Below are 21,208 nucleotides of genomic sequence, written 5' to 3'. Positions count from 1 at the left end.
TCGATACAACTTTTTTTTTGTGAATTTCATCTGTCATTTCATCTAATTTATTAGCATTAAATCTTAATAATTAGCGTATTTAAGCACATTATGGCATTTTTGGTAGGCTATTAACAAATGTCCCAAACATTAAATGAGGCTTTATAATCGAACATTAACCACGTTGTTTTTGTTTAGTGTTGACTTACTTTTTTTAACCTTCAATAAAAGTTACGTAAACCAAAACATAACACTTCGTCTATCAACCGCTAAGTGATGAAGCAGTTAATAACATTAACTGTTTGTCTATTAACTTTCATTGGCTTTTCTCAAAATGAAAGAATAGACGACCTTACAGTAAAATTAGCGTATCACGAAGCTGATTCTACAAAGGTTGACCTCTCGTTAATGCTTATTGATGAACTATACGCAGTTGAAGATTATGAAAAAGCTTTACTATACGTAAATCAAACTGCTAAACTTTCTGAAAAACTAAACTACACTAAGGGACTTGCCGAAAGCACATACTACAGAGCATTAATTTTTACGCAACGTAACGACTATTTTAATGCTATTGATAACTACGATAAATCTAGAAAATATTATTTACAAATTAGTGATACACTAGGTGTAGCCAAAGTAAGTAACAGTATTGGGCTTATAGAAATAAAGCGTGGTAATTATACCGTTGGACTTCAAAACTCTTTATCTGCCATTGATATTTTTGAAAAGCAAAATCTTTTTGATGAGCTTAGTTCTGCATATAACAACCTAGCAGAAGCCTATTTTAAAACCAATCAGATTGATAAAGCCATAGATTTTAATTTTAAAGCGCTAGATGTTAGAAAAAAAATTAGTGATAGAGATGGCATTATAACTTCTACAAAAAACATTGCAGATCTATACTCTCTGAGAAAAGAATACCGCAAATCTATTGAGTACTACGAAAAAGTTTTAGAGATGCTAAATCCTACCAAAGATCAAAACTTACGTGGCGAGATATTGCCAAAGCTTGGTAGTGAATATTTAAAATTTAAAGAATACGATAAGGCTTCAGAATATTTGGTAGAAGGATTAAAGTACAATAGAAAGCAAAACAATGAAGAAGGTATTTTATTGGCACTAAATGCCATTGGAAACCTAAACCTTCAAAAACGAAAAGTCAAGCTAGCAGAAATTCAACTAAACGAGGCTTACAGCATTGCTCAAAAAATTGACAACAAACCAGCGCTTCTAGAAAATTACAAGCTTCATATTGCCTTAGATTCAACACGTGGTTATTATCAGAATGCATTTTTCTGGCAAAATAAATATTACGATTTAAAGGATGAACTATTAAAGATAAATCAGCCTGTGTTTCCTGTTGATACCGAACCTTTGGATTTAAACACTTCCAACCTCATAGAAGAGGAAATAGGCAATTTTGAAGAAGAAGATAACAACAACAAAACCATAAAGACCTGGTTAAACAACCCTCTGATTATTTATGGTGCAATTGCTGCTACGGCTATTCTACTTACGTTATTATTACTTAATTATTTAAAAAGTAAAAAATACAGAGAAACCATAATTGAGCAGAAAGAAAAATTAAAGCAAGAGCAGATACGCAGTGAAGCCATCCTAGAGCAGGCTCATCATCTTGAAGAGGTTAACCAAGTAAAAGACAAGTTGTTCTCTATCGTTTCTCACGATTTAAAAGATTCCATTTCATCTATAAAGGCCTTTTTAGATCTATTGAAAGAAGACAGTATTTCTAAAGAAGAATTTAGAGAATTAATCCCTGAGTTAAGTGAAAATGCAAATAATGCGTCTTCACTTTTGTTCAATTTATTAAACTGGTCTAAATCGCAAATGCAGAATTTAGAGCCAAACCCAGAGTTGTTTAATATTCAGGACGTTTTTCATACTAAAATGGCATTGGTAGAACAAAAAGTTGAAGACAAGCGTATAGTACTTATAGATGAATCTCAACGCGATTTTGTTTATGCAGACAAGAGCATGGTAGAGATTGTTATTCAGAATTTAATTACCAATGCAGTTAAATTTAGTAGAACTGGTGATGTTATTACTGTATCTAACCAAGATGTTAATGGTAAAGCTTTAATCTGTGTTGAAGATACTGGTGTTGGTATCTCTGAAGAAAACATCAAAAAACTTTTTAACGCCAATAAGAACTTTACTACTGTTGGTACCAAGAACGAAAAAGGTACAGGTTTAGGATTAACCATAGCCAAAGATTTAGTAGAACTTAACAACGGACGTATTTGGGTTGAGAGTACTGTAAACGTAGGCAGTAAATTCTTTATAGAGCTTCCTAAGTCAGAGGCTTAACTTTTAAGTAAAAAACAGAATAACTTATTAAGACTTTGGCAAAAATACTTCAGCCATCATACAGCGTGCACTTCCACCTCCACAAGTTTCTATAGTCTCTAATGAGCTTGAAATGATTAGGCAGTGTCTTTCAATTCTATTAATCTGGTCTTGCGTTAAGCTTTTGTGAGCCGCTTCACTCATTATTAAATAGCGTTGGTCATTCTTTCCTCTAAGTTGTAACATATTACCAGCAAACTGATGCATCTGCGCTTCAGAAATGGCTATAACTTCTTTACCATCTTCCTTTAAATGCTTAATTACATTTTTACGCTCTTTTTTATCATCTATGGAGTCTAAACAAATCACAGCAAAAGTTTCTGCCAAACACATCATAACATTAGTATGATAAATAGGCAAACGTTTTCCTTCTACAGTTTGATTGGCTACAAAAACTACTGGAGTATATTCAAAATCTTCGCAAAATTCTATAAATAAATCTTCATCTGCTCTTGGCGATAATGCACAGTAAGCTTTTCTATTAACGCGATCTAGAATAAGACTACCTGTACCTTCTAAAAAAACACCTTCGTCTTCTGCAGAAGTATAGTCTACAATATTTTCAATTTTAAACCCTTCATTTTCTAGTCTAATGAATACCTCATCACGTCGCTCTTTACGCCTGTTTTCTGCAAACATTGGATACAAAGCCACATCGCCATTACTATGAAAACTCACCCAGTTATTAGGAAAAATAGAGTCTGGAGTATCCACTAACTCATCATCACTTTCTACTACAACGTTAATACCAACAGCCTCTAATTTTTCAACAAAAGTATCAAATTCATTTTGTGCCTTAGCATTGACCTCTGCATTTTTTAAATCAATATCTTCCTGAAAATAGTTGTTTACAGCAGTTTGTTCGTTCATCCTAAAATTTACAGGACGAATCATTAAAATAGTATTTGTGGTTTGTTGCATTCTCTAATTTTTGAAAGTGCTGCAAAATTAGTCTTTTTTATATTTTGAATTTTATGATGTTAACATTTTTTAGACTTAAAATCTGTAAGTTTGAATGACAATATCATTACGTATGAAAAAACTCATAATTCTCTTGTTAGTACTTGCATCTTGCACAGAAAAAAACAACAATTTAAAAGACATAGATTTTACCACAGTTTTTGAAAAAAGCGACGGAACAGAAACAGCAACATATAACGAAACAATTAAGTTCTACAAGGATTTAGCTAATAGCTATAGTGAGATCTCAATCCGAGAAATGGGTGAAACTGATTCTGGAAAACCGTTACATATTGTAACGTTAAACATGGAAAATTCTGGGGATAATTTTGATAAACTAAGAGCTAACAACAGAGTCTTACTTATCAATAATGGTATTCATCCTGGTGAGTCTGATGGTATTGATGCTACCATGATGCTTTACAGAGACATAATACAAGGTAAAATTGAAGCACCAAAGCACACGGTTTTAGTTACTATACCTATTTACAACATTGGTGGAAGTCTTAACAGAAATTCTGGCACACGAACTAATCAAAATGGTCCTAAAGAATATGGTTTTAGAGGCAACGCTCGCAACTACGATTTAAACAGAGATTTCATAAAGTGTGACACTAAAAACGCCAAAACATTTGCTGAAATATTTCATTTGGTTCAGCCAGATGTTTTTATAGACAATCATGTAAGCAATGGTGCAGATTACCAATACACACTAACACATTTGTTTACCCAACACAACAAATTGGGTGGTAATTTGGGTGCTTATCTTCACTTAGAAATGATGCCAAAACTTGAACAAAAATTAGCCGAAAAAGAATGGGATATTACACCTTATGTTAATGTATTTAACCGTACACCAGAGTCTGGCTTTTCGCAATTTTTAGATTCACCTCGTTATTCTACAGGTTACACAACGCTATTTAACACACTGGGTATGATGGTAGAAACGCACATGCTAAAACCGTACAAACAACGTGTTGAAGGCACTTACGAACTAATGAAGAGCATGATAGAGATTACCGAAGAAGACTCAAAAAAAATAGCTGAACTCAGAAGTGCCCAGCAGAGTCAATGGAAACCAGGAGATATCTATCCTTTATTGTGGTCTGTTGACACAACAAAATTTTCAACTTTAAAATTTAAAGGTTTTGAAGGGGAAATGATTCCAAGTGAATTAACAGGTGCCCAACGCCTAAAATATGATAGAAGTAAACCTTTTACCAAAGATGTGACTTATCAGAACTACTTTAAGTCAACAGATTCGATAACTATTCCTAAGGCCTACGTTATTCCGCAAGGTTGGTATAATGTTATAGACTTACTTAAACTGAACAAAGTAGAATTAATTTACCTTGAAAAAGACACCACTTTAACCGTAGAATCTTATAGAATTGAGGATTACAAAACAAGAACTTCGCCTTACGAAGGACACTATCTACATTATGCCACCAAAGTTAAAATGTCTAAACAAAAAATAACTTTCAGACAAGGAGACTATTTGGTAAAGACAGACCAAAAAGCACTTCGTTACCTTATTGAAACTTTAGAACCAACAGCACCAGATTCGTTTTTTAACTGGAATTTTTTCGATACCATCTTACAACAAAAGGAAGGATTTTCACCATATGTATGGGAAGACAGAGCTAAACAGCTTTTAAGGGAAAACCCGAAGTTACAAATTGAGTACAATATTAAGATTAGCTACGACGAAGAGTTTGCCAATAACTGGTATGCGCAACTAGATTGGCTGCACAAAAAGAGCAAGCATTATGAAAAGTCTCATTTGCAGTATCCTGTTTATAGATTAAAATAAAAAGATGATTACTTTCTATAGAGTTTACACCAACAACTTAATATTAGCATAACTGTTTTCTAAAGCTTTTTGAGCAGCTTTTTCGTCTAACCACTCTACTTTTGTGATTCCTTCTTTTTCTTGTGGATAGAGTTTACCATCAAAGTTTGTTTTCATCTCAAACCAATAGGTGATTTTTATTTTATGCTTACCATTACGCTTAAAGATATGATACGTCGTTGGTAAAGGTTTGGTGATTTTTAAACCCTCTACTCCAGTCTCCTCTTCTACTTCTCTAATGGCAGTTTCTTCAATAGATTCTTTGCCTTCTATTTTACCTTTTGGTAAATCCCATTTATCATTTCTGTAGATAAATAATATTTCATTGCTGGCATTATAGGCTTTTCCTCCACCAGCAACAACGTTTGGCAAAAGTTTCAAAAAGTGCTTTAGAAGCTTATCTGGATTATTGTGTATGAGGTGTACAGCGTTTAGATCTGTACTATTCAGCATTTTTATAACCTTACCTATATTAACAGACTTAAGAAGGAATGATTTAAAATCGGTTTCCTTTTCAACTTTTGTAGTTAAAATTATAGGTTTATCACCTACATAAATAGTATACATAGATTGGGTTAGTTATAACTTATCAATTGTAAAAATATTATTTTTTATTAAACCGCTTTTAAACTTAGAATTAAATTAGTTTTAAAATTCAAAAACTTATAAAATTCATTAATTTTGCAGCATGATTTTTAACAAAGAAACCGCTAAAAAAACCGCAGAAGTTTTATTGCAGATTAATGCTATAAAACTACAACCCAAAGAGCCTTTTACATGGGCTTCTGGCTGGAAATCACCAATATACTGCGACAACAGAATTGTACTTTCTTATCCACTCATAAGAAACTACATAAGAGAAACCATGGCAAAACACATAGAAGACCACTATGGCAAACCAGATGTTATTGCTGGTGTTGCAACTGGTGCAATTGGTATTGGAGCTTTGGTGGCAGAATATTTAAACCTACCGTTTGTTTATGTAAGACCAGAAGCAAAAAAGCATGGTCGCCAAAACCAAATTGAGGGTCATATAGAAAAAGGACAAACTGTAGTTGTGGTAGAAGATTTAATTAGCACCGGAAAAAGTAGTCTTAACGCTGTTGCCGCCTTAAAAGAAGCCAAAGTTAACGTAAAAGGTATGGTGGCTATTTTTTCTTACGGATTTGATGTTGCAGAAAAGAACTTTAACGATGCTAATATAGAATTACACACCCTTGGCAATTACGAAAATCTTTTAGAACAAGCCTTAGACACCAATTATATTACCAAAGCTGAACAAGACATTTTAGCACAATGGAATGCCAATCCAAGCGAATGGAACGCTAATTGATAAATACATTCCAAAAAATATATCACACATGAATTTAGAATCACCAAAGGTAACTTTAGATAAATCAGCAGAAGAAACATTCAATTTCTTATCCGACGTTAAAAATTTTGAAAATTTAATGCCAGAGAACATCAGTAAGTTTGAAGTTCTTGATAACGACAAATTTCTTTTTGCATTAAAAGGTATGCCAGAAATCGTACTCAAGAAAAAAGAAGAAGTGCCACATAGCAAAATTGTTTTGGGTGCTGCCGGCGGAAAGTTAGATTTCTCACTTATCGGTCATATTACAGAAGTTGAAGCTAATAAAAGTGAAGTACAACTAGCTTTTAGCGGAGAGTTCAATGCCATGATGGCTATGATGATAAAAGGGCCAATCAATAAATTTATTGAAACCTTAGTAACCAATATGAAAACTGCGATTTAATAAAGCAAGGTTACTTGTTTTAAATCAAAGGTTTTTATAATATCATCTTCGGTCCAAACGTTAAGTTTACCTGTTTCAGTTATACTTTTTATAATTCCTGAAAAGATAGTACCATCTTCATTTTTAAATGTTGAAGGTTTATCTTTTCTAAACAATAGGGTTTCATATTGCGTTTTTATTTCGGAATAGTTTTTAGCATCTAAAAGTTTGAAATACGCTTGAAGCTCAGTTAGAATACCAGATAGAATTTCATCCCTATCATAAACAATTCCAGTAAGCAAATTCATAGATGATGCTTTAGGTAAATTATCAAAATGTTTTTGATTAACGTTTAATCCAAATCCAATGATAGAACCTTTAAGTTGATTTTGTTTAATCACATTTTCTATAAGAATACCACAAATTTTTTTATTTGCTGACAAAATGTCGTTAGGCCATTTTATAGATAATTTCGGGATTTTTAAGTAATCTAGCGCCTTACAAATTGATATAGCTACAACCATACTTATATAGAACTGCTTTTCTATTGCAATAGAACCTACCTCTTTAAACACACTAGCCGTAAGGTTTTTACCATCTTCCGTTTGCCATATTGTACCCATTTGTCCTCTCCCTTGCGTTTGATGGTTAGCAACAACAACCGTAAAATCCTTTGGCAGATTAACCGCAGACATAGCCTTAAGGTAACTGTTTGTGGAGTCAATGGCATCAAGTTTGATAATGTACATGTAAATAAAGGTCTATTTTTATAGTTTTCTTATGACATTTAGGGTTTACAAGAACTAAAAAAATAATAACTTTGCATAAATTTAATTCAATTTAATGACGAAAGAAAAAACTAGCGCAGACCAACTCATTACCACAATCATTGCTGGAATAGAAGAGGTTAAAGGAAAAGAAATTACAATTTTAGATTTAAGAGATATTGAAAATACGGTTTGCGATTATTTTATAGTTTGTGAAGGTACTTCTAATACACAGGTTAACGCAATCGTCAACTCCATACAAAAGTTAGTAAGCAAAACCACTAAAGACAAACCTTGGCATGTTGAAGGTACAGATAATGCCGAATGGGTTTTAATGGATTATGTAAATGTTGTAGTACATGTGTTCCAAAAACACATAAGAGAATACTACGACATAGAAAGTCTATGGGGAGACGCTAAAATGACGCAAATAGAAACAAGTTACTAAAAAAGATTACCGCTGAAGTTTATCTTGAGCGAAGTCGAAAGACGGCAAAAAAAATGGCAAAAGACAATAAAAATTTAAATAAAAAACCAAAAGTAAATCCGTATTGGATTTACGGTGTTATCATCGCTATATTCATATCAATTCAATTGTTTTCTGGTGGATTTGGTGGATCTACAGGTTTACAGATTAACCCTTCACAGTTTATAGAATATTTGGATAAAGGTGATGTCGCTAAGGTAGAAATTGTAAACAAGCGAGAAGCAAGAGTTTATTTAACTAAAGAAGCTCAACAAGAAGAGATTCACAAAAAGTCGAAACCAAATACTATTCTTCCTTCGGTAACTCCAATTCCGAATTATAAATTTGAATTTGGTGATCTTCAAAATTTCGAAAAAGACATTAAAAAAAGTATAGATGAGAATCATCTCAGCACTGTTGTTGAGTATGAAACCGAGCAAAACGTTTGGGGAGATTTTCTACTTACACTTCTACCATTTATCTTAATTATAGGTGTTTGGATTTTTATAATGAGACGTATGTCTTCTGGCGGAGGTGGCGGAGCTGGCGGACAGATTTTCAACATAGGAAAATCTAAAGCCAAACTTTTCGATGAGAAATCAGACACTAAAACTTCTTTTAAAGATGTTGCAGGTTTAGAAGGAGCTAAAGAAGAAGTACAAGAAATTGTAGATTTTTTAAAGTTTCCTGAAAAATACACCTCACTTGGAGGTAAAATTCCTAAAGGTGCATTACTTGTAGGACCTCCAGGAACTGGTAAAACCTTATTAGCAAAAGCCGTTGCAGGCGAAGCAAAAGTGCCTTTCTTTTCACTATCTGGTTCGGACTTCGTAGAAATGTTTGTAGGTGTAGGAGCCTCTCGTGTAAGAGATTTGTTTAAACAAGCTAAGGAAAAATCACCATCAATTATTTTTATTGATGAAATTGATGCCATTGGTAGAGCAAGAGGAAAAAACAATTTCTCTGGTTCTAATGATGAACGTGAAAACACATTAAACCAGTTATTAACTGAAATGGATGGTTTTGGCACAAATACAAATGTTATTGTGTTAGCAGCAACCAACAGAGCAGACGTTTTAGATAGCGCATTAATGCGTGCTGGTCGATTTGATAGACAAATTTATGTTGACCTTCCAGATGTAAGAGAACGTAAAGAGATATTTGAAGTACACTTACGTCCACTTAAAAAAGAGGAGACTTTAGATATAGATTTCCTAGCAAAGCAAACACCTGGTTTCTCTGGTGCTGACATCGCTAACGTTTGTAATGAAGCCGCTTTAATTGCTGCAAGAAAAGGTAAAAAAGCAGTTAACAAACAAGATTTCTTAGACGCTGTTGATAGAATCATCGGTGGATTAGAAAAGAAAAATAAAATTATAACTCCAGAAGAAAAACGTGCCGTTGCTTTTCACGAAGCAGGTCATGCCACTATAAGCTGGATGTTAGAGCATGCTGCGCCTTTAGTAAAAGTCACTATTGTACCTAGAGGTCGTTCTCTTGGTGCTGCGTGGTATTTACCAGAAGAACGCCTTATTGTAAGACCAGAGCAAATGTTAGACGAAATGTGTGCTGCATTGGGTGGCAGAGCTGCAGAGAAAGTTATTTTTGGTAAAATTTCTACTGGTGCTTTAAGTGATTTAGAAAAAGTAACAAAGCAAGCTAGAGCTATGGTTACCATTTATGGACTGAGTGATAAGGTAGGAAACCTAACGTATTACGATTCTTCGGGTCAGTCTGAATATGGATTTACAAAACCATATAGCGAGCAAACTGCTGAGCTTATAGATAAAGAGATTTCTGATATTATAGAAAAGCAATACGAAAGAGCAGTAAAACTTCTCGAAGAAAACAAAGACAAACTTACTGAACTTGCTGAAGTACTGTTAGATAAAGAAGTAATTTTTAAGGACAATCTTGAAAAAATCTTCGGAAAACGTGCTTTTGACAAAGAAGAAATAATTGCAGAGGAAGAAGAATAAACTACACTGCAATCATATAAAAAACTTAAATTGACTTTATGTTAATTTAAGTTTTTTTATATTTGAGAAATGCACTAACCTAGGATTAATAGTAGCAGTTGAATGAGCTTATTTCGTAAACTCTTCGGAAAAAAATCAAATCAATCCGAAGAACAAATACCAAATCAAGAGCGTGGCAAGTACATGCCTGAAATTAAGTTGCCTGCCGACGAACGTTTTACCATAAACTTCAAGGCTAATGGAGGCAAGTTCTTGTATTGCGAAAATATGAATGAAGTTAAGGAAAGTTTCAATGCTATTTTAGATGAAAATCAATGGCACAACGATAAAGTATTTGTTATTGATGAACGTTTACTAGACTTGTTTAAAGATATCAAGCTTAATAGTACTAATAAAATTTCTGAAAGCAAGTATTTTTTGTCAACCTGCGAATACTTAATTTCTGATGACGGTTCCCTACTAATTTCATCTAACCAGATTGCTGAGAAAAAGCTCAAAGAGCTACCTGAGCATTTTATAATCTATGCTACAACAAGTCAATTTGCAGAAAATATAGGTGAAGGTTTAAAAGGCATTAAAGCAAAAAGCAAATCTAAAATCCCAACAAACATTACCACTATAAAGCATTTTAAAACTGCGGACGACAAAGATTTTCTTACCTATGGAAGTAGTGCAAAAAATCTATACCTACTTCTATTAGAAGACTTATAATGAAAGAATTATCCATTAGAGCCATATCTGGCGTTATCTACGTGTTATTACTCATTGGGTCTTTGTATATGCAAAATGCATTAACTGCTTTACTTCTATTATTTGGAATTTTAAGCTTAGCTGAATTCAGCAATCTAATTAAGCTAAAATCTTTTGCGCAGTATATTATTTTCATTTTACTTTTTGGTGGGTTTTGGTATTTATGCCTTTGGAATAAAAATACATCTGGCAGTGATGAAGCCATTCAGATTGTATTGGTAATCACCATATTTGTTAACTTAATTCTTATAAAGGATTTATTTACGACTAAACGCATTCCTATTTTTAGTTCCAAGAATTTTATTGTAACAACGTTCTATTTAACCAGTGGTTTCATTTTTATGCTACTCATAGCTAATTATAAAAATGTATTTACACCTCTTTTACTTTTAGGTGGCTTTATACTCATTTGGGTTAACGATAGTGCAGCCTACTTAGTTGGCAAAAACTTTGGAAAACAAAAACTATTTCCAAGTATATCACCCAAAAAAACTGTTGAAGGTTTTCTGGGTGGATTATTTTTTGCTTGTATTTCTAGTTATTTCATTGCTAAATATACTGAGACTCTAGGTTTTACTAGTTGGCTAATTATGGCAATTATTGTGAGTGTCTTTGGTACTTTGGGTGATTTAATAGAATCTAAATTTAAACGTCAAGCAGGTGTAAAAGATAGTGGAGTTATAATGCCTGGGCATGGAGGGCTTTTAGACCGACTAGATAGTATTATCTTTGCGTCACCATTTATATATTTGTTTTTAAGAATACTAAGCTATGTTTCATAAAGAAGGTCATAAAATTATATTTATTACATTAGTCCTTGTTGTAGGATCATTTTTTTTAATCGACGAGTTTGTTACTAATGAATGGCTCAGAAAGGGCTTAATGATAGCCATACTTATTTTCTTTATTCTTATTCTTCAATTTTTCAGGAATCCTAAACGTCATACTCATGCCAATGAAAAGCATGCTCTATCTCCCGTTGATGGTAAAGTTGTAGTTATAGAGGAGGTAATGGAAAACGAAGTTTTTAAAGACAAGCGTATACAAGTTTCTGTATTTATGTCTCCTATCAATGTGCATGTTACAAGATACCCTATAAGCGGAAATGTAAGTTTTAGTAAATACCATCCTGGTAAATATTTGGTAGCATGGCATCCAAAAGCTAGCGAAGAAAATGAGCGTACAACTGTTGTCGTCGAAAATGAAAGTTTTGGTAAAGTGCTATATCGTCAAATTGCAGGAGCGCTTGCAAAACGTATTGTTAACTACGCTACTGTAAATTCTAAAGCTGTTCAAGGAGAAGATTCTGGATTTATAAAATTTGGCTCTAGAGTAGATTTATTTTTACCTTTAGATGCAGAGATTAAGGTAGAGCTTAACCAAAAAGTAAGAGGTGGAGAAAGTATTATTGCCGAAATGAAATAGGATGACATCAGAAGAGCTACATAAAGAGTTTGAAGATGCTGTAGATCGTATTAACGCGCATACAGAACCGTTTCCTGCTGACTTTTTACTGCGCTTATATGCCTATTATAAAAAAGCAACCAACGATTATGGGAGACCAAGTAGTCGTAAACCTATAATTAATGCTTTTAAGACTAATGCTTTATTTCAAGTACAAAACATTAGCCAAGATGAAGCTAAAAAAGAGTATATAGATCTGGTGAACAAGTACTTTCTATACCGCGAATAATTAATCTCTTATCAAAGGTAAAGTTGAACAACGAAGTAACCCTTCTTGTTTAGCAATCTCACCATAAGGTACTTCTTCAACAGTAAAACCATTTTCTCTCAACCAAGTATTTAAACGGGTAAAGTTTTGTTCTGAAATGATAACATCTTCAGAAATAGAGAATACATTACTATTCATGTGGTACATTTCTTCTTTTGTAATTTCAAAAATGTTATCCTTTCCAAAGAAATCGACAAGCCATTCGTATTCATCTTTCTCTAAAAATCCGTTTTTATGTAATATCGCTTTATTCTTTCCAATAGGCTGAAAACAACAATCTAAATGCAATGCATTTTCCATAGCATTAGTTTGCGATTTTCTAAGATTAAAACTCTTTACTGTTTTATTAGGAAACTTGTTTGCTATATAATCTACACCTGCCTGGTTAGTTCTAGCAACAATATAATCTGAGTAATCTTCACCTCTATATGTACCAATAAAAATATGATCGTTCCAAACAATAACATCACCTCCCTCAATATGCACTTCTTCTGGAGGACGCGTTACTTTATCCTTGTCTATTTTATCTATAATATATTGAATAGCGTTTAACTCCTCTTCTCTATCAGGTAGTATATTTGCTTTAATAAAAACATCATCTATTACAAAACCAATATCTCTAGTGAAGATTTGATTACATTCTTTAATAATGTTCGGTCTGTAAACTTTAACATCATATTTTTCAAATACCTTAGCAACCGCATCCATTTCGGCGACCATATCTTGTTCAGTTGGATAAGTTCCTGCTTTTATATGCTCTAATGATTTTGGATCATAAGCTTCTTCAATTGAAGGTACTGGTCCATTACTCTCTGCTGTTCCTAAGATAACAGCCCTAAGACGAGACGTTTCGTTTTGTATATTTAGTTTCATCACTTAAAACGCAAAAAAGCTTCATAGTATTATTATGAAGCTTTTTGCTATTTAATTTAATAAATTATCTTTTATCAATGGTTTTAAACTCTCTATAAGTTTCACCGATATATAATTGTCTAGGACGTCCGATTGGCTCTTTACGCATACGCATTTCTCTCCATTGTGCTATCCAACCTGGTAAACGACCAAGTGCAAACATAACCGTGAACATCTCCACAGGAATACCCATTGCTCTATAGATGATACCTGAATAGAAATCTACATTAGGATATAATTTTCTATCTACAAAATATTGGTCTTCTAAAGCTTCTTTTTCAAGTCCTTTCGCTATATCTAAAATAGGATCTTCTACACCTAAATCTCCTAAAACTTCGTCTGCTGCTTTTTTAATTATTCTTGCTCTAGGGTCAAAGTTTTTATATACACGGTGACCAAAGCCCATTAGACGGAAAGGATCTTCTTTATCTTTTGCTTTTGCCATGTATTTCTTAGTATCTCCTCCATCAGCCTTAATAGCTTCTAACATTTCTAATACCGCTTGGTTAGCACCACCATGTAATGGTCCCCAAAGTGCGGAAATACCAGATGCTAAGGATACAAATAAACCTGCATGAGAAGAACCTGCAATTCTTACTGTTGAAGCCGAGCAATTTTGCTCATGATCTGCATGTAGAATTAAAAGTTTGTCTAAAGCATTAACTAAAATTGGGTTTTGTTCATACTCGCTATCTGGTCTTTTAAACATCATTTTAAGCACGTTTTCTACGTAACCTAAATTTTTGTCACCATAATCTAATGGTAAACCGTGTTTTTTACGCATTGTCCAAGCCACAAGAATCGGAAACTTTGCTAAGATTCTAACAATAGCATTATACATGGCCTCTTCTGAATTTACATCAACAGAAGATGGATAAAATGCGGTTAAAGCACTTGTTAAAGAAGACAATACACCCATTGGATGTGCTGACTTAGGAAAAGCATCTAATATCTTTTTAACATCGTCATCTACAACAGACTCTTCTTTAATATCTTTTGAAAATTTGTCTAATTGCTCTTGCGTTGGTAATTCACCAAAAATCAATAAGTATACAACTTCTAAAAAGTCAGCTTTTTCAGCTAATTCTTCAATAGAATAGCCTCTGTACCTAAGTATTCCTTTTTCACCATCTAAGAAGGTTATGGCACTTTCGCAACTTCCTGTATTTTTATATCCAGGATCTAAGGTAATAACACCTCCTGTTGCATTTCTTAAGGTTTTTATATCAATGGCAACTTCTTTCTCAGTTCCTACTTTTAGTGGTAGTTCATACTTTTCACCATTAATTTCTAAGGTAGCTTTATCTGACATATTTTTTTACTTGTTTTTGTGAATTTTTAAGGATTGCTAATTTACAAAATATCAAACGATTTCGGAAGTCAATTTACAATCGTTTTAACAATTTGGGTATTCTTGAAATCAATAGAAAAAAAGAAATAATTTTCATTCTCTTTCTGGCACTATTTAGACCACTATTTTCTAACTGAAAAGTACAAAAAAACCTATCCGAATAAATGGATAGGCTTTTCATACATATAAATATATTTAAGAATGTTATTTCACTTTAAATGCTTTTTCTTGAGGAAAGTAAGCTACATCTCCAAGTTCTTCTTCTATACGTAATAACTGGTTGTATTTTGCCATACGATCGCTACGCGACGCTGAACCTGTTTTAATCTGACCTGTGTTTAATGCTACTGCTAAATCTGCAATTGTGTTATCTTCTGTTTCACCTGATCTATGTGACATTACAGATGTGTAACCAGCATTGTGTGCCATATTTACCGCAGAAATAGTTTCAGATAAGGTACCTATTTGGTTTACTTTAATTAAGATAGAATTTGCTATTCCGTTTTCAATACCACGAGATAAACGTTCTACATTGGTTACAAATAAATCGTCTCCTACCAACTGTACTTTATCACCGATCTTGTCTGTTAAAACTTTCCAACCGTCCCAATCGTTTTCATCCATACCATCTTCAATAGAAATAATTGGATATTTTGAAGCTAGTTCAGCCAAGTAATCAGCTTGCTCTGCAGATGTTCTTATTTTACCAGATTCGCCTTCAAACTTTGTATAGTCATATTTACCATCAACATAAAACTCCGCTGCAGCACAATCTAGAGCAATCTTAACGTCCTCCCCAAATTTATATCCTGCTTTTTCTACAGCTAACTTTATTGAATCTAGTGCATCTTCTGTTCCACCAGCTAAGTTTGGAGCAAAGCCACCTTCGTCACCTACTGCAGTACTTAAACCTCTATCGTGTAATACTTTTTTAAGGTTATGGAAAATCTCTGTTCCCATTTGCATAGCGTGTGTAAAGTTTTCTGCTTTAACAGGCATAATCATAAATTCCTGAAATGCAATTGGTGCATCACTATGAGAACCACCGTTAATGATATTCATCATTGGTAATGGTAACGTGTTTGCCGATACTCCACCAACATATCTGTATAATGGCATTCCTAATTCATTAGCGGCAGCTTTGGCAACTGCAAGAGAAACACCCAATATAGCGTTAGCGCCTAAGTTGCTTTTATTTTTTGTACCATCAATCTCAATCATTAATTGGTCTATCATATTTTGTTCAAAAACAGATATACCAAGTAACTCTTGAGCTATAGTTGAATTCACATTTTCTACAGCTTTCAACACGCCTTTTCCCATGTAAGTATCTCCGCCATCTCGTAATTCAACAGCCTCATGCTCACCAGTTGATGCGCCAGAAGGCACAGCAGCTCTTCCCATAATACCATTTTCTGTTACAACATCTACTTCTACAGTTGGATTACCTCTAGAATCTAAAATTTGTCTTGCGTGTACATTAACTATAATGCTCATTTCTTTATTTTTTAATTGTTGATTATTCCAAAATTACGAAAATATAGACCGTAAAACAGAACAAAAATCATAATTACGATTAATATTTACTATAATGTTTTCGAAACTAAAAAAACGCAACAAATCTCGAATTTTGTTGCGTTTTTTCTACTAGTTATTTTTAATATTCTCTATAAACTGATCAAATAAATATACTGAATCATTTGGTCCAGGACTTGCTTCAGGGTGGTACTGTACCGAGAAGCAATTCTTATCTTTTATTTTAATGCCTGCTACTGTATTATCATTAAGATGTACATGAGTTATTTCTACATTATCATTGGCTTCGGTTTCTTCTCTATTAATAGCAAAACCATGATTTTGAGATGTAATTTCACCTTTTCCTGTAATAAGATTTTTTACCGGATGGTTTATACCTCTATGTCCATTATGCATTTTATAAGTAGAAATTCCGTTAGCTAAAGCAATAACTTGATGTCCTAAACAAATACCAAATAATGGCTTATTTCTGGCAATAATTTCTTTTGCTACTGCTTGTGCTTCTACCAATGGTTCTGGATCGCCTGGTCCGTTTGACAAAAAGTAACCATCTGGATTAAATGCTTCTAAATCCTCAAATTTTGAGTTGTAAGGAAATACTTTTATATAAGCATCTCGCTTGGCTAAATTTCTAAGAATATTCTTTTTTATTCCTATATCTAAAGCCGCAATTTTATATGTTGCATTTTCATCACCAAAATAATAAGGCTCTTTAGTTGATACTCTTGAAGCCAACTCTAAACCTTTCATATCTGGCTGTTCAGCTAACTGCTTTTTAAGATTATCTACATCATCTACTTCTGTAGAAATAACAGCATTCATTGCTCCGTTATCTCTTATGTAGCTAACCAAAGCTCTTGTATCTACATCTGCAATGGCTAGTGTATTGTATTTTTCAAAGAAATCTTCTAATGAACTATCTCCTGCAGGGCGAGAGTATTCAAAACTAAAGTTTTTGCAAATTAAACCTGCTATCTTAACATCTTCAGATTCCATTTCATCTTCCTTAGTACCATAATTACCAATATGTGCATTTGTGGTAACCATCAATTGACCAAAATAAGAAGGATCAGTAAAAATTTCCTGATAACCTGTTGTACCAGTATTAAAGCATACTTCACCAAATGCTGTACCATCTTTTCCTATTGATTTACCATAAAAAATGGTACCATCTTCTAATAGAATCAGTGCTTTTTTTCTTTGTTTATATTTCATGTGCAATGTTTATGAGATTTCTGCATTAGCAGAAAAAGTTTTACAAAATTCCAAAAAAAAAGGATAAACTTAAAAAGTCTATCCTTTATATTTATTAATCGTTATCAACATCGATTATTCTTCTTCGTTTGAAGCTTGAGTTTCTACAGGAGGAACAGCAGTTGTACTCTTCTTACCACCTCTTCTACTTCTACGAGTTGATTTCTTAGCAGGCTTATCAGCATTATAAAGCTCATTGTAATCTACTAATTCTATCATAGACATATCAGCGTTATCACCTAAACGGTTTCCTAACTTAATGATACGAGTATAACCACCTGGACGATCACCTACTTTTGCAGCTACATCTCTAAACAATTCAGCAACCGCTTCTTTTTGTCTAAGTCTAGACATCACAATTCTTCTATTGTGAGTAGTGTCTTCTTTAGACTTTGTAATTAACGGTTCCACAAACTGTTTTAAAGCTTTAGCCTTAGCAGTTGTTGTGTTAATACGCTTATGCTCTATTAAAGAACATGCCATATTAGCTAACATTGACTTTCTGTGTGCAGACTGTCTTCCTAAATGATTGAATTTTTTTCCGTGTCTCATGACTCTTGTTTTATCATCTTGCTACCAAACTCATTTTTAGAGGAGCAAAATATGATTAATAATTAATTATAATTAGTCTTTATCTAATTTGTATTTACTTAAATCCATTCCAAAGTTAAGACCTTTAACGCTCACTAATTCTTCAAGCTCAGTTAAAGACTTCTTACCAAAGTTTCTGAATTTCATTAAATCATTTTTATTAAAAGATACTAAATCACCTAAAGTATCTACTTCAGCAGCTTTTAAACAGTTAAGCGCACGTACAGAAAGATCCATATCAACTAATTTAGTCTTCAATAATTGTCTCATGTGAAGTGACTCCTCATCATAAGTTTCTGTTTGTGCAATCTCATCAGCTTCTAATGTAATACGCTCATCTGAGAATAACATGAAGTGGTGGATTAATATTTTAGCTGCTTCTGTTAAAGCATCCTTAGGATGGATAGAACCATCTGTTAAGATTTCGAAAACTAATTTTTCATAATCCGTCTTTTGTTCTACACGGAAGTTTTCGATGCTGTACTTAACATTTTTTATTGGAGTGTAGATAGAATCTGTAAAGATTGTTCCAATTGGTGCAGAAGCTTTTTTATTTTCTTCAGCAGGAACATATCCTCTACCTTTTTCTATAGTTAACTCCATGTTGATATTTACTTTAGGATCTAAGTTACAGATTACTAAATCTGTATTTAATACTTGGAAACCTGAAATAAACTTTTGGAAATCACCAGCCGTGATTTGCTCTTGTCCAGAGATAGAAATAGTAACAGTTTCGTTGTCTACTTCATCAATCTGACGCTTAAAGTTTACTTGCTTTAAGTTTAATATCATTTCAGTTACATCTTCTACTACACCAGAAATTGTAGAAAACTCATGATCTACACCTTCTATTCTAACAGAAGTGATTGCGAAACCTTCTAAAGAAGATAATAATACTCTACGTAAAGCATTACCTACTGTTAATCCGTATCCTGGTTCTAAAGGTCTGAATTCAAACTTACCTTCAAAATCAGTAGAATCAATCATGATTACTTTATCTGGTTTCTGAAAATTTAATATTGCCATTTTTCTTCGTTTTGATTGTTATTTGGTTGCGCGGTTTAAAGGTTTGAAGAAGACCATAAACCCTTTGGCCAAATACCAATATTATTAATTTATTATTTAGAGTAAAGTTCGACGATGAACTGCTCGTTGATTTGCTCAGGAATTTGGATTCTTGCAGGTACAGAAACATAAGTTCCTTGCATTGTATCGTTATTCCATGTAATCCATTCGTATACATTGCTAGAATTAGCTAATGAAGCTTGAATAGCATCTAAAGATTTAGATTTTTCTCTTACTGCAACAACATCACCAGCTTTTAATTGGTAAGAAGGAATATTTACCTTTTCACCATTTACTGTAATATGTCTGTGAGATACTAATTGTCTTGCAGCACTTCTAGTTGGAGCAATACCCATTCTGAAAACCACGTTATCTAAACGAGACTCACAAAATTGTAATAATACTTCACCAGTAATACCTTGAGCAGCAGTAGCTCTTTTGAACATGTTTCTGAATTGACGCTCTAATATACCATAAGTATATTTTGCTTTTTGCTTTTCCATTAATTGGATTGCGTACTCAGATTTTTTCCCACGTCTTCTGTTGTTACCGTGTTGACCTGGAGGGTAGTTTCTTTTTTCGAAGGCTTTATCGTCTCCGAAGATAGCTTGTCCGAATTTACGAGCTATTTTAGTTTTAGGACCAGTATATCTTGCCATTTTAAATTAATTTTGAGAGTGATTATAAAATTAAGGTCTTAAGCTTATCCTTCTATAACCGTTAATCTCCCGTTGATACTTGTTTTTAATTTTTCAGTTTGCAAATGTACATAAAAAAAGTTAATATCAACCGAATAATCGACTGATATTAACTTTAGTATGTGTGCTTTACTATACGCGACGTCTCTTAGGAGGACGACAACCGTTATGTGGCATTGGAGTTACATCGATAATTTCTGATACTTCAATACCTGAGTTGTGAATAGATCTGATAGCAGATTCTCTACCATTACCAGGACCTTTTACGTATACTTTTACTTTCTTTAAACCAGCTTCCTTAGCTACACCAGCAGCATCTTCTGCAGCTAATTGTGCTGCATAAGGAGTGTTCTTTTTAGAACCTCTAAAGCCCATTTTACCAGCAGATGACCAAGAAATTACGTCACCTTTTTTATTTGTTAAGGAAACAATGATGTTGTTGAATGAAGCTGTAATGTGAGCTTCACCTATAGCATCTACTATTACTTTACGTTTTTTTGTACTTGACTTTGCCATATTTTTTAGTTTCTAGTTGTTAGCTTTTAGTTGTTAGAATCCTAAACCTTCCGATTTCGAGCAGATTCATCTAACGTCTAATTACTAATGACTAATGTCTGTTATTATTTAGTTACTTTTTTCTTGTTAGCAACTGTTTTTCTTCTACCTTTTCTTGTACGAGAGTTGTTCTTAGTACGTTGTCCTCTTAAAGGAAGACCAGCTCTGTGACGAATACCTCTGTAACATCCAATATCCATTAAACGCTTAATGTTTAATTGAGTTTCAGAACGTAATTCACCTTCGATTTTAAATGCACCAACAGCCTCACGGATTGCTCCGATTTCGTCGTCAGTCCAATCTTGTACTTTAGTGCTCTCGTCAACTTTAGCAGTTTCTAAAATTTCCTTAGCTCTACTTCTACCTATTCCATAGATATAAGTTAAAGAGATAACTCCTCTTTTTTGTTTTGGTATGTCTACACCTGCAATTCTTGCCATATAATTTAGTTTTTAGCTGTTAGCTTTTAGTTGTTAGAATCCTAAACCTTTCGATTTCGAACAGATTCATCTAACTACTAATTACTAATTGACTTTTTTATCCTTGTCTTTGCTTGAATCTTGGATTCTTTTTGTTAATAACGTAAAGTCTTCCTTTACGACGTACTAATTTACAATCAGCACTTCTCTTTTTAACTGATGCTCTTACTTTCATC

Annotated in this window: 23 protein-coding genes; 10 read left to right on the top strand and 13 right to left on the bottom strand. The window is 33.3% G+C overall.

The genetic code is table 11. The annotated features are described in order from the left end of the window. Positions 1-255: 255 nt before the first annotated feature. The gene (locus MST30_RS09215) at positions 256-2,310 is read left to right on the top strand and encodes a tetratricopeptide repeat-containing sensor histidine kinase (protein ID WP_243471118.1); all 2,055 of its coding nucleotides are present in this window, start codon (positions 256-258) and stop codon (positions 2,308-2,310) included. 27 nt (positions 2,311-2,337) lie between these two features. Here MST30_RS09215 and ctlX read toward each other — a convergent pair whose 3' ends face one another. Next, positions 2,338-3,270 (bottom strand): citrulline utilization hydrolase CtlX, encoded by a 933-nt coding sequence (ctlX, locus tag MST30_RS09210; protein WP_243471117.1) that lies wholly within the window; start codon positions 3,268-3,270, stop codon positions 2,338-2,340. A gap of 112 nt (positions 3,271-3,382) precedes the next feature. Between ctlX and MST30_RS09205 the strand changes: the two genes are divergently transcribed. Then, the gene (locus MST30_RS09205; RefSeq protein ID WP_243471116.1) at positions 3,383-5,122 is read left to right on the top strand and encodes a M14 family metallopeptidase; all 1,740 of its coding nucleotides are present in this window, start codon (positions 3,383-3,385) and stop codon (positions 5,120-5,122) included. Between the two features lie 24 nt (positions 5,123-5,146). On the opposite strand, the gene MST30_RS09200 is transcribed toward MST30_RS09205, so the two are convergent. Beyond that, positions 5,147-5,728 (bottom strand): NUDIX hydrolase, encoded by a 582-nt coding sequence (locus tag MST30_RS09200; protein WP_243471115.1) that lies wholly within the window; start codon positions 5,726-5,728, stop codon positions 5,147-5,149. 121 nt (positions 5,729-5,849) lie between these two features. On the opposite strand from MST30_RS09200, the gene pyrE reads away from it, so the two are divergent. Then, positions 5,850-6,494, top strand: a complete 645-nt coding sequence (gene pyrE / locus MST30_RS09195) for an orotate phosphoribosyltransferase (protein WP_243471114.1) — start codon at positions 5,850-5,852, stop codon at positions 6,492-6,494. 28 nt (positions 6,495-6,522) lie between these two features. Then, positions 6,523-6,918, top strand: a complete 396-nt coding sequence (locus MST30_RS09190) for an SRPBCC family protein (RefSeq protein WP_243471113.1) — start codon at positions 6,523-6,525, stop codon at positions 6,916-6,918. On the opposite strand, the gene MST30_RS09185 is transcribed toward MST30_RS09190, so the two are convergent. Beyond that, complete coding sequence (locus tag MST30_RS09185) at positions 6,915-7,646, bottom strand: biotin--[acetyl-CoA-carboxylase] ligase (protein WP_243471112.1); 732 nt, start codon at positions 7,644-7,646, stop codon at positions 6,915-6,917. The two genes, MST30_RS09190 and MST30_RS09185, sit on opposite strands and share 4 nt — an antisense overlap. A 94-nt stretch (positions 7,647-7,740) precedes the next feature. Between MST30_RS09185 and rsfS the strand changes: the two genes are divergently transcribed. The 6 genes from rsfS (at position 7,741) to MST30_RS09155 (ending at position 12,552) form a co-directional block, all read left to right on the top strand. Then, positions 7,741-8,112 carry a ribosome silencing factor gene (rsfS, locus tag MST30_RS09180; RefSeq protein ID WP_243471111.1) on the top strand — a complete coding sequence of 124 codons (372 nt, stop codon included), beginning with the start codon at positions 7,741-7,743 and terminating at the stop codon, positions 8,110-8,112. A 53-nt stretch (positions 8,113-8,165) separates the two neighbouring features. Then, positions 8,166-10,109: an ATP-dependent zinc metalloprotease FtsH gene (gene ftsH / locus MST30_RS09175; RefSeq protein ID WP_243471110.1), complete on the top strand. Its 1,944-nt coding sequence runs from the start codon at positions 8,166-8,168 to the stop codon at positions 10,107-10,109. 102 nt (positions 10,110-10,211) lie between these two features. Next, positions 10,212-10,820 (top strand): LUD domain-containing protein, encoded by a 609-nt coding sequence (locus MST30_RS09170; RefSeq protein ID WP_243471109.1) that lies wholly within the window; start codon positions 10,212-10,214, stop codon positions 10,818-10,820. Continuing rightward, positions 10,820-11,641 (top strand): phosphatidate cytidylyltransferase, encoded by an 822-nt coding sequence (locus MST30_RS09165; protein WP_243471108.1) that lies wholly within the window; start codon positions 10,820-10,822, stop codon positions 11,639-11,641. Before MST30_RS09170 ends, MST30_RS09165 begins: the two co-directional genes overlap by 1 nt. Further along, complete coding sequence (locus MST30_RS09160) at positions 11,631-12,284, top strand: phosphatidylserine decarboxylase family protein (RefSeq protein ID WP_243471107.1); 654 nt, start codon at positions 11,631-11,633, stop codon at positions 12,282-12,284. The genes MST30_RS09165 and MST30_RS09160 overlap by 11 nt, the downstream gene beginning before the upstream one ends. A gap of 1 nt (position 12,285) precedes the next feature. Next, positions 12,286-12,552: an acyl-CoA-binding protein gene (locus MST30_RS09155; protein WP_243471106.1), complete on the top strand. Its 267-nt coding sequence runs from the start codon at positions 12,286-12,288 to the stop codon at positions 12,550-12,552. Here the strand turns inward: MST30_RS09155 and MST30_RS09150 are convergent, their stop codons facing one another. The 10 genes from MST30_RS09150 to ykgO all read right to left on the bottom strand — a co-directional run bounded on the left by MST30_RS09150 (position 12,553) and on the right by ykgO (position 21,207). Next, the gene (locus MST30_RS09150; RefSeq protein WP_441372302.1) at positions 12,553-13,464 is read right to left on the bottom strand and encodes a dimethylarginine dimethylaminohydrolase family protein; all 912 of its coding nucleotides are present in this window, start codon (positions 13,462-13,464) and stop codon (positions 12,553-12,555) included. Positions 13,465-13,528: 64 nt separating this feature from the next. Beyond that, a complete protein-coding gene (locus MST30_RS09145; protein ID WP_243471104.1) occupies positions 13,529-14,815 on the bottom strand; it encodes a citrate synthase in 1,287 nt (428 codons plus the stop codon). A 243-nt stretch (positions 14,816-15,058) separates the two neighbouring features. Continuing rightward, entirely contained in the window at positions 15,059-16,351 is a 1,293-nt protein-coding gene (eno, locus tag MST30_RS09140; RefSeq protein ID WP_243471103.1) for a phosphopyruvate hydratase, read from the bottom strand. A gap of 150 nt (positions 16,352-16,501) precedes the next feature. Then, the gene (carA, locus tag MST30_RS09135; protein ID WP_243471102.1) at positions 16,502-17,605 is read right to left on the bottom strand and encodes a glutamine-hydrolyzing carbamoyl-phosphate synthase small subunit; all 1,104 of its coding nucleotides are present in this window, start codon (positions 17,603-17,605) and stop codon (positions 16,502-16,504) included. Between the two features lie 114 nt (positions 17,606-17,719). Further along, positions 17,720-18,196 (bottom strand): 50S ribosomal protein L17, encoded by a 477-nt coding sequence (rplQ, locus tag MST30_RS09130; protein ID WP_243471101.1) that lies wholly within the window; start codon positions 18,194-18,196, stop codon positions 17,720-17,722. 72 nt (positions 18,197-18,268) lie between these two features. After that, on the bottom strand, positions 18,269-19,261 hold the full coding sequence (locus MST30_RS09125) for a DNA-directed RNA polymerase subunit alpha (protein ID WP_243471100.1): 993 nt from the start codon (positions 19,259-19,261) through the stop codon (positions 18,269-18,271). Positions 19,262-19,353: 92 nt separating this feature from the next. Beyond that, positions 19,354-19,959, bottom strand: a complete 606-nt coding sequence (rpsD, locus tag MST30_RS09120) for a 30S ribosomal protein S4 (protein WP_243471099.1) — start codon at positions 19,957-19,959, stop codon at positions 19,354-19,356. A gap of 171 nt (positions 19,960-20,130) precedes the next feature. Then, on the bottom strand, positions 20,131-20,514 hold the full coding sequence (gene rpsK, locus MST30_RS09115) for a 30S ribosomal protein S11 (protein WP_179345458.1): 384 nt from the start codon (positions 20,512-20,514) through the stop codon (positions 20,131-20,133). Between the two features lie 104 nt (positions 20,515-20,618). Further along, a complete protein-coding gene (rpsM, locus tag MST30_RS09110) occupies positions 20,619-20,993 on the bottom strand; it encodes a 30S ribosomal protein S13 (protein ID WP_243471098.1) in 375 nt (124 codons plus the stop codon). Between the two features lie 97 nt (positions 20,994-21,090). Beyond that, complete coding sequence (gene ykgO / locus MST30_RS09105) at positions 21,091-21,207, bottom strand: type B 50S ribosomal protein L36 (RefSeq protein ID WP_008269159.1); 117 nt, start codon at positions 21,205-21,207, stop codon at positions 21,091-21,093. Position 21,208: the final 1 nt, after the last annotated feature.

Source organism: Winogradskyella sp. MH6 (assembly GCF_022810765.1).
GTDB lineage: Bacteria > Bacteroidota > Bacteroidia > Flavobacteriales > Flavobacteriaceae > Winogradskyella.
The sequence above is the reverse complement of the archived record's forward strand: the minus strand, read 5'-3'. Positions and strand labels throughout refer to the sequence as shown.

Excerpts from the sequence above, each read along its gene's own strand:
- ctlX (WP_243471117.1), bottom strand. The coding sequence starts at position 3,270 with ATGCAACAAACCACAAATACTATTTTAATGATTCGTCCTGTAAATTTT.
- MST30_RS09160 (WP_243471107.1), top strand. The coding sequence starts at position 11,631 with ATGTTTCATAAAGAAGGTCATAAAATTATATTTATTACATTAGTCCTT.
- MST30_RS09200 (WP_243471115.1), bottom strand. The coding sequence starts at position 5,728 with ATGTATACTATTTATGTAGGTGATAAACCTATAATTTTAACTACAAAA.
- MST30_RS09185 (WP_243471112.1), bottom strand. The coding sequence starts at position 7,646 with ATGTACATTATCAAACTTGATGCCATTGACTCCACAAACAGTTACCTT.
- rpsM (WP_243471098.1), bottom strand. The coding sequence starts at position 20,993 with ATGGCAAGAATTGCAGGTGTAGACATACCAAAACAAAAAAGAGGAGTT.
- pyrE (WP_243471114.1), top strand. The coding sequence starts at position 5,850 with ATGATTTTTAACAAAGAAACCGCTAAAAAAACCGCAGAAGTTTTATTG.
- rpsK (WP_179345458.1), bottom strand. The coding sequence starts at position 20,514 with ATGGCAAAGTCAAGTACAAAAAAACGTAAAGTAATAGTAGATGCTATA.
- eno (WP_243471103.1), bottom strand. The coding sequence starts at position 16,351 with ATGAGCATTATAGTTAATGTACACGCAAGACAAATTTTAGATTCTAGA.
- carA (WP_243471102.1), bottom strand. The coding sequence starts at position 17,605 with ATGAAATATAAACAAAGAAAAAAAGCACTGATTCTATTAGAAGATGGT.
- rplQ (WP_243471101.1), bottom strand. The coding sequence starts at position 18,196 with ATGAGACACGGAAAAAAATTCAATCATTTAGGAAGACAGTCTGCACAC.
- rsfS (WP_243471111.1), top strand. The coding sequence starts at position 7,741 with ATGACGAAAGAAAAAACTAGCGCAGACCAACTCATTACCACAATCATT.
- MST30_RS09205 (WP_243471116.1), top strand. The coding sequence starts at position 3,383 with ATGAAAAAACTCATAATTCTCTTGTTAGTACTTGCATCTTGCACAGAA.
- ykgO (WP_008269159.1), bottom strand. The coding sequence starts at position 21,207 with ATGAAAGTAAGAGCATCAGTTAAAAAGAGAAGTGCTGATTGTAAATTA.
- MST30_RS09150 (WP_441372302.1), bottom strand. The coding sequence starts at position 13,464 with ATGAAACTAAATATACAAAACGAAACGTCTCGTCTTAGGGCTGTTATC.
- ftsH (WP_243471110.1), top strand. The coding sequence starts at position 8,166 with ATGGCAAAAGACAATAAAAATTTAAATAAAAAACCAAAAGTAAATCCG.
- MST30_RS09215 (WP_243471118.1), top strand. The coding sequence starts at position 256 with ATGAAGCAGTTAATAACATTAACTGTTTGTCTATTAACTTTCATTGGC.
- MST30_RS09165 (WP_243471108.1), top strand. The coding sequence starts at position 10,820 with ATGAAAGAATTATCCATTAGAGCCATATCTGGCGTTATCTACGTGTTA.
- MST30_RS09190 (WP_243471113.1), top strand. The coding sequence starts at position 6,523 with ATGAATTTAGAATCACCAAAGGTAACTTTAGATAAATCAGCAGAAGAA.
- rpsD (WP_243471099.1), bottom strand. The coding sequence starts at position 19,959 with ATGGCAAGATATACTGGTCCTAAAACTAAAATAGCTCGTAAATTCGGA.
- MST30_RS09125 (WP_243471100.1), bottom strand. The coding sequence starts at position 19,261 with ATGGCAATATTAAATTTTCAGAAACCAGATAAAGTAATCATGATTGAT.
- MST30_RS09155 (WP_243471106.1), top strand. The coding sequence starts at position 12,286 with ATGACATCAGAAGAGCTACATAAAGAGTTTGAAGATGCTGTAGATCGT.
- MST30_RS09170 (WP_243471109.1), top strand. The coding sequence starts at position 10,212 with ATGAGCTTATTTCGTAAACTCTTCGGAAAAAAATCAAATCAATCCGAA.
- MST30_RS09145 (WP_243471104.1), bottom strand. The coding sequence starts at position 14,815 with ATGTCAGATAAAGCTACCTTAGAAATTAATGGTGAAAAGTATGAACTA.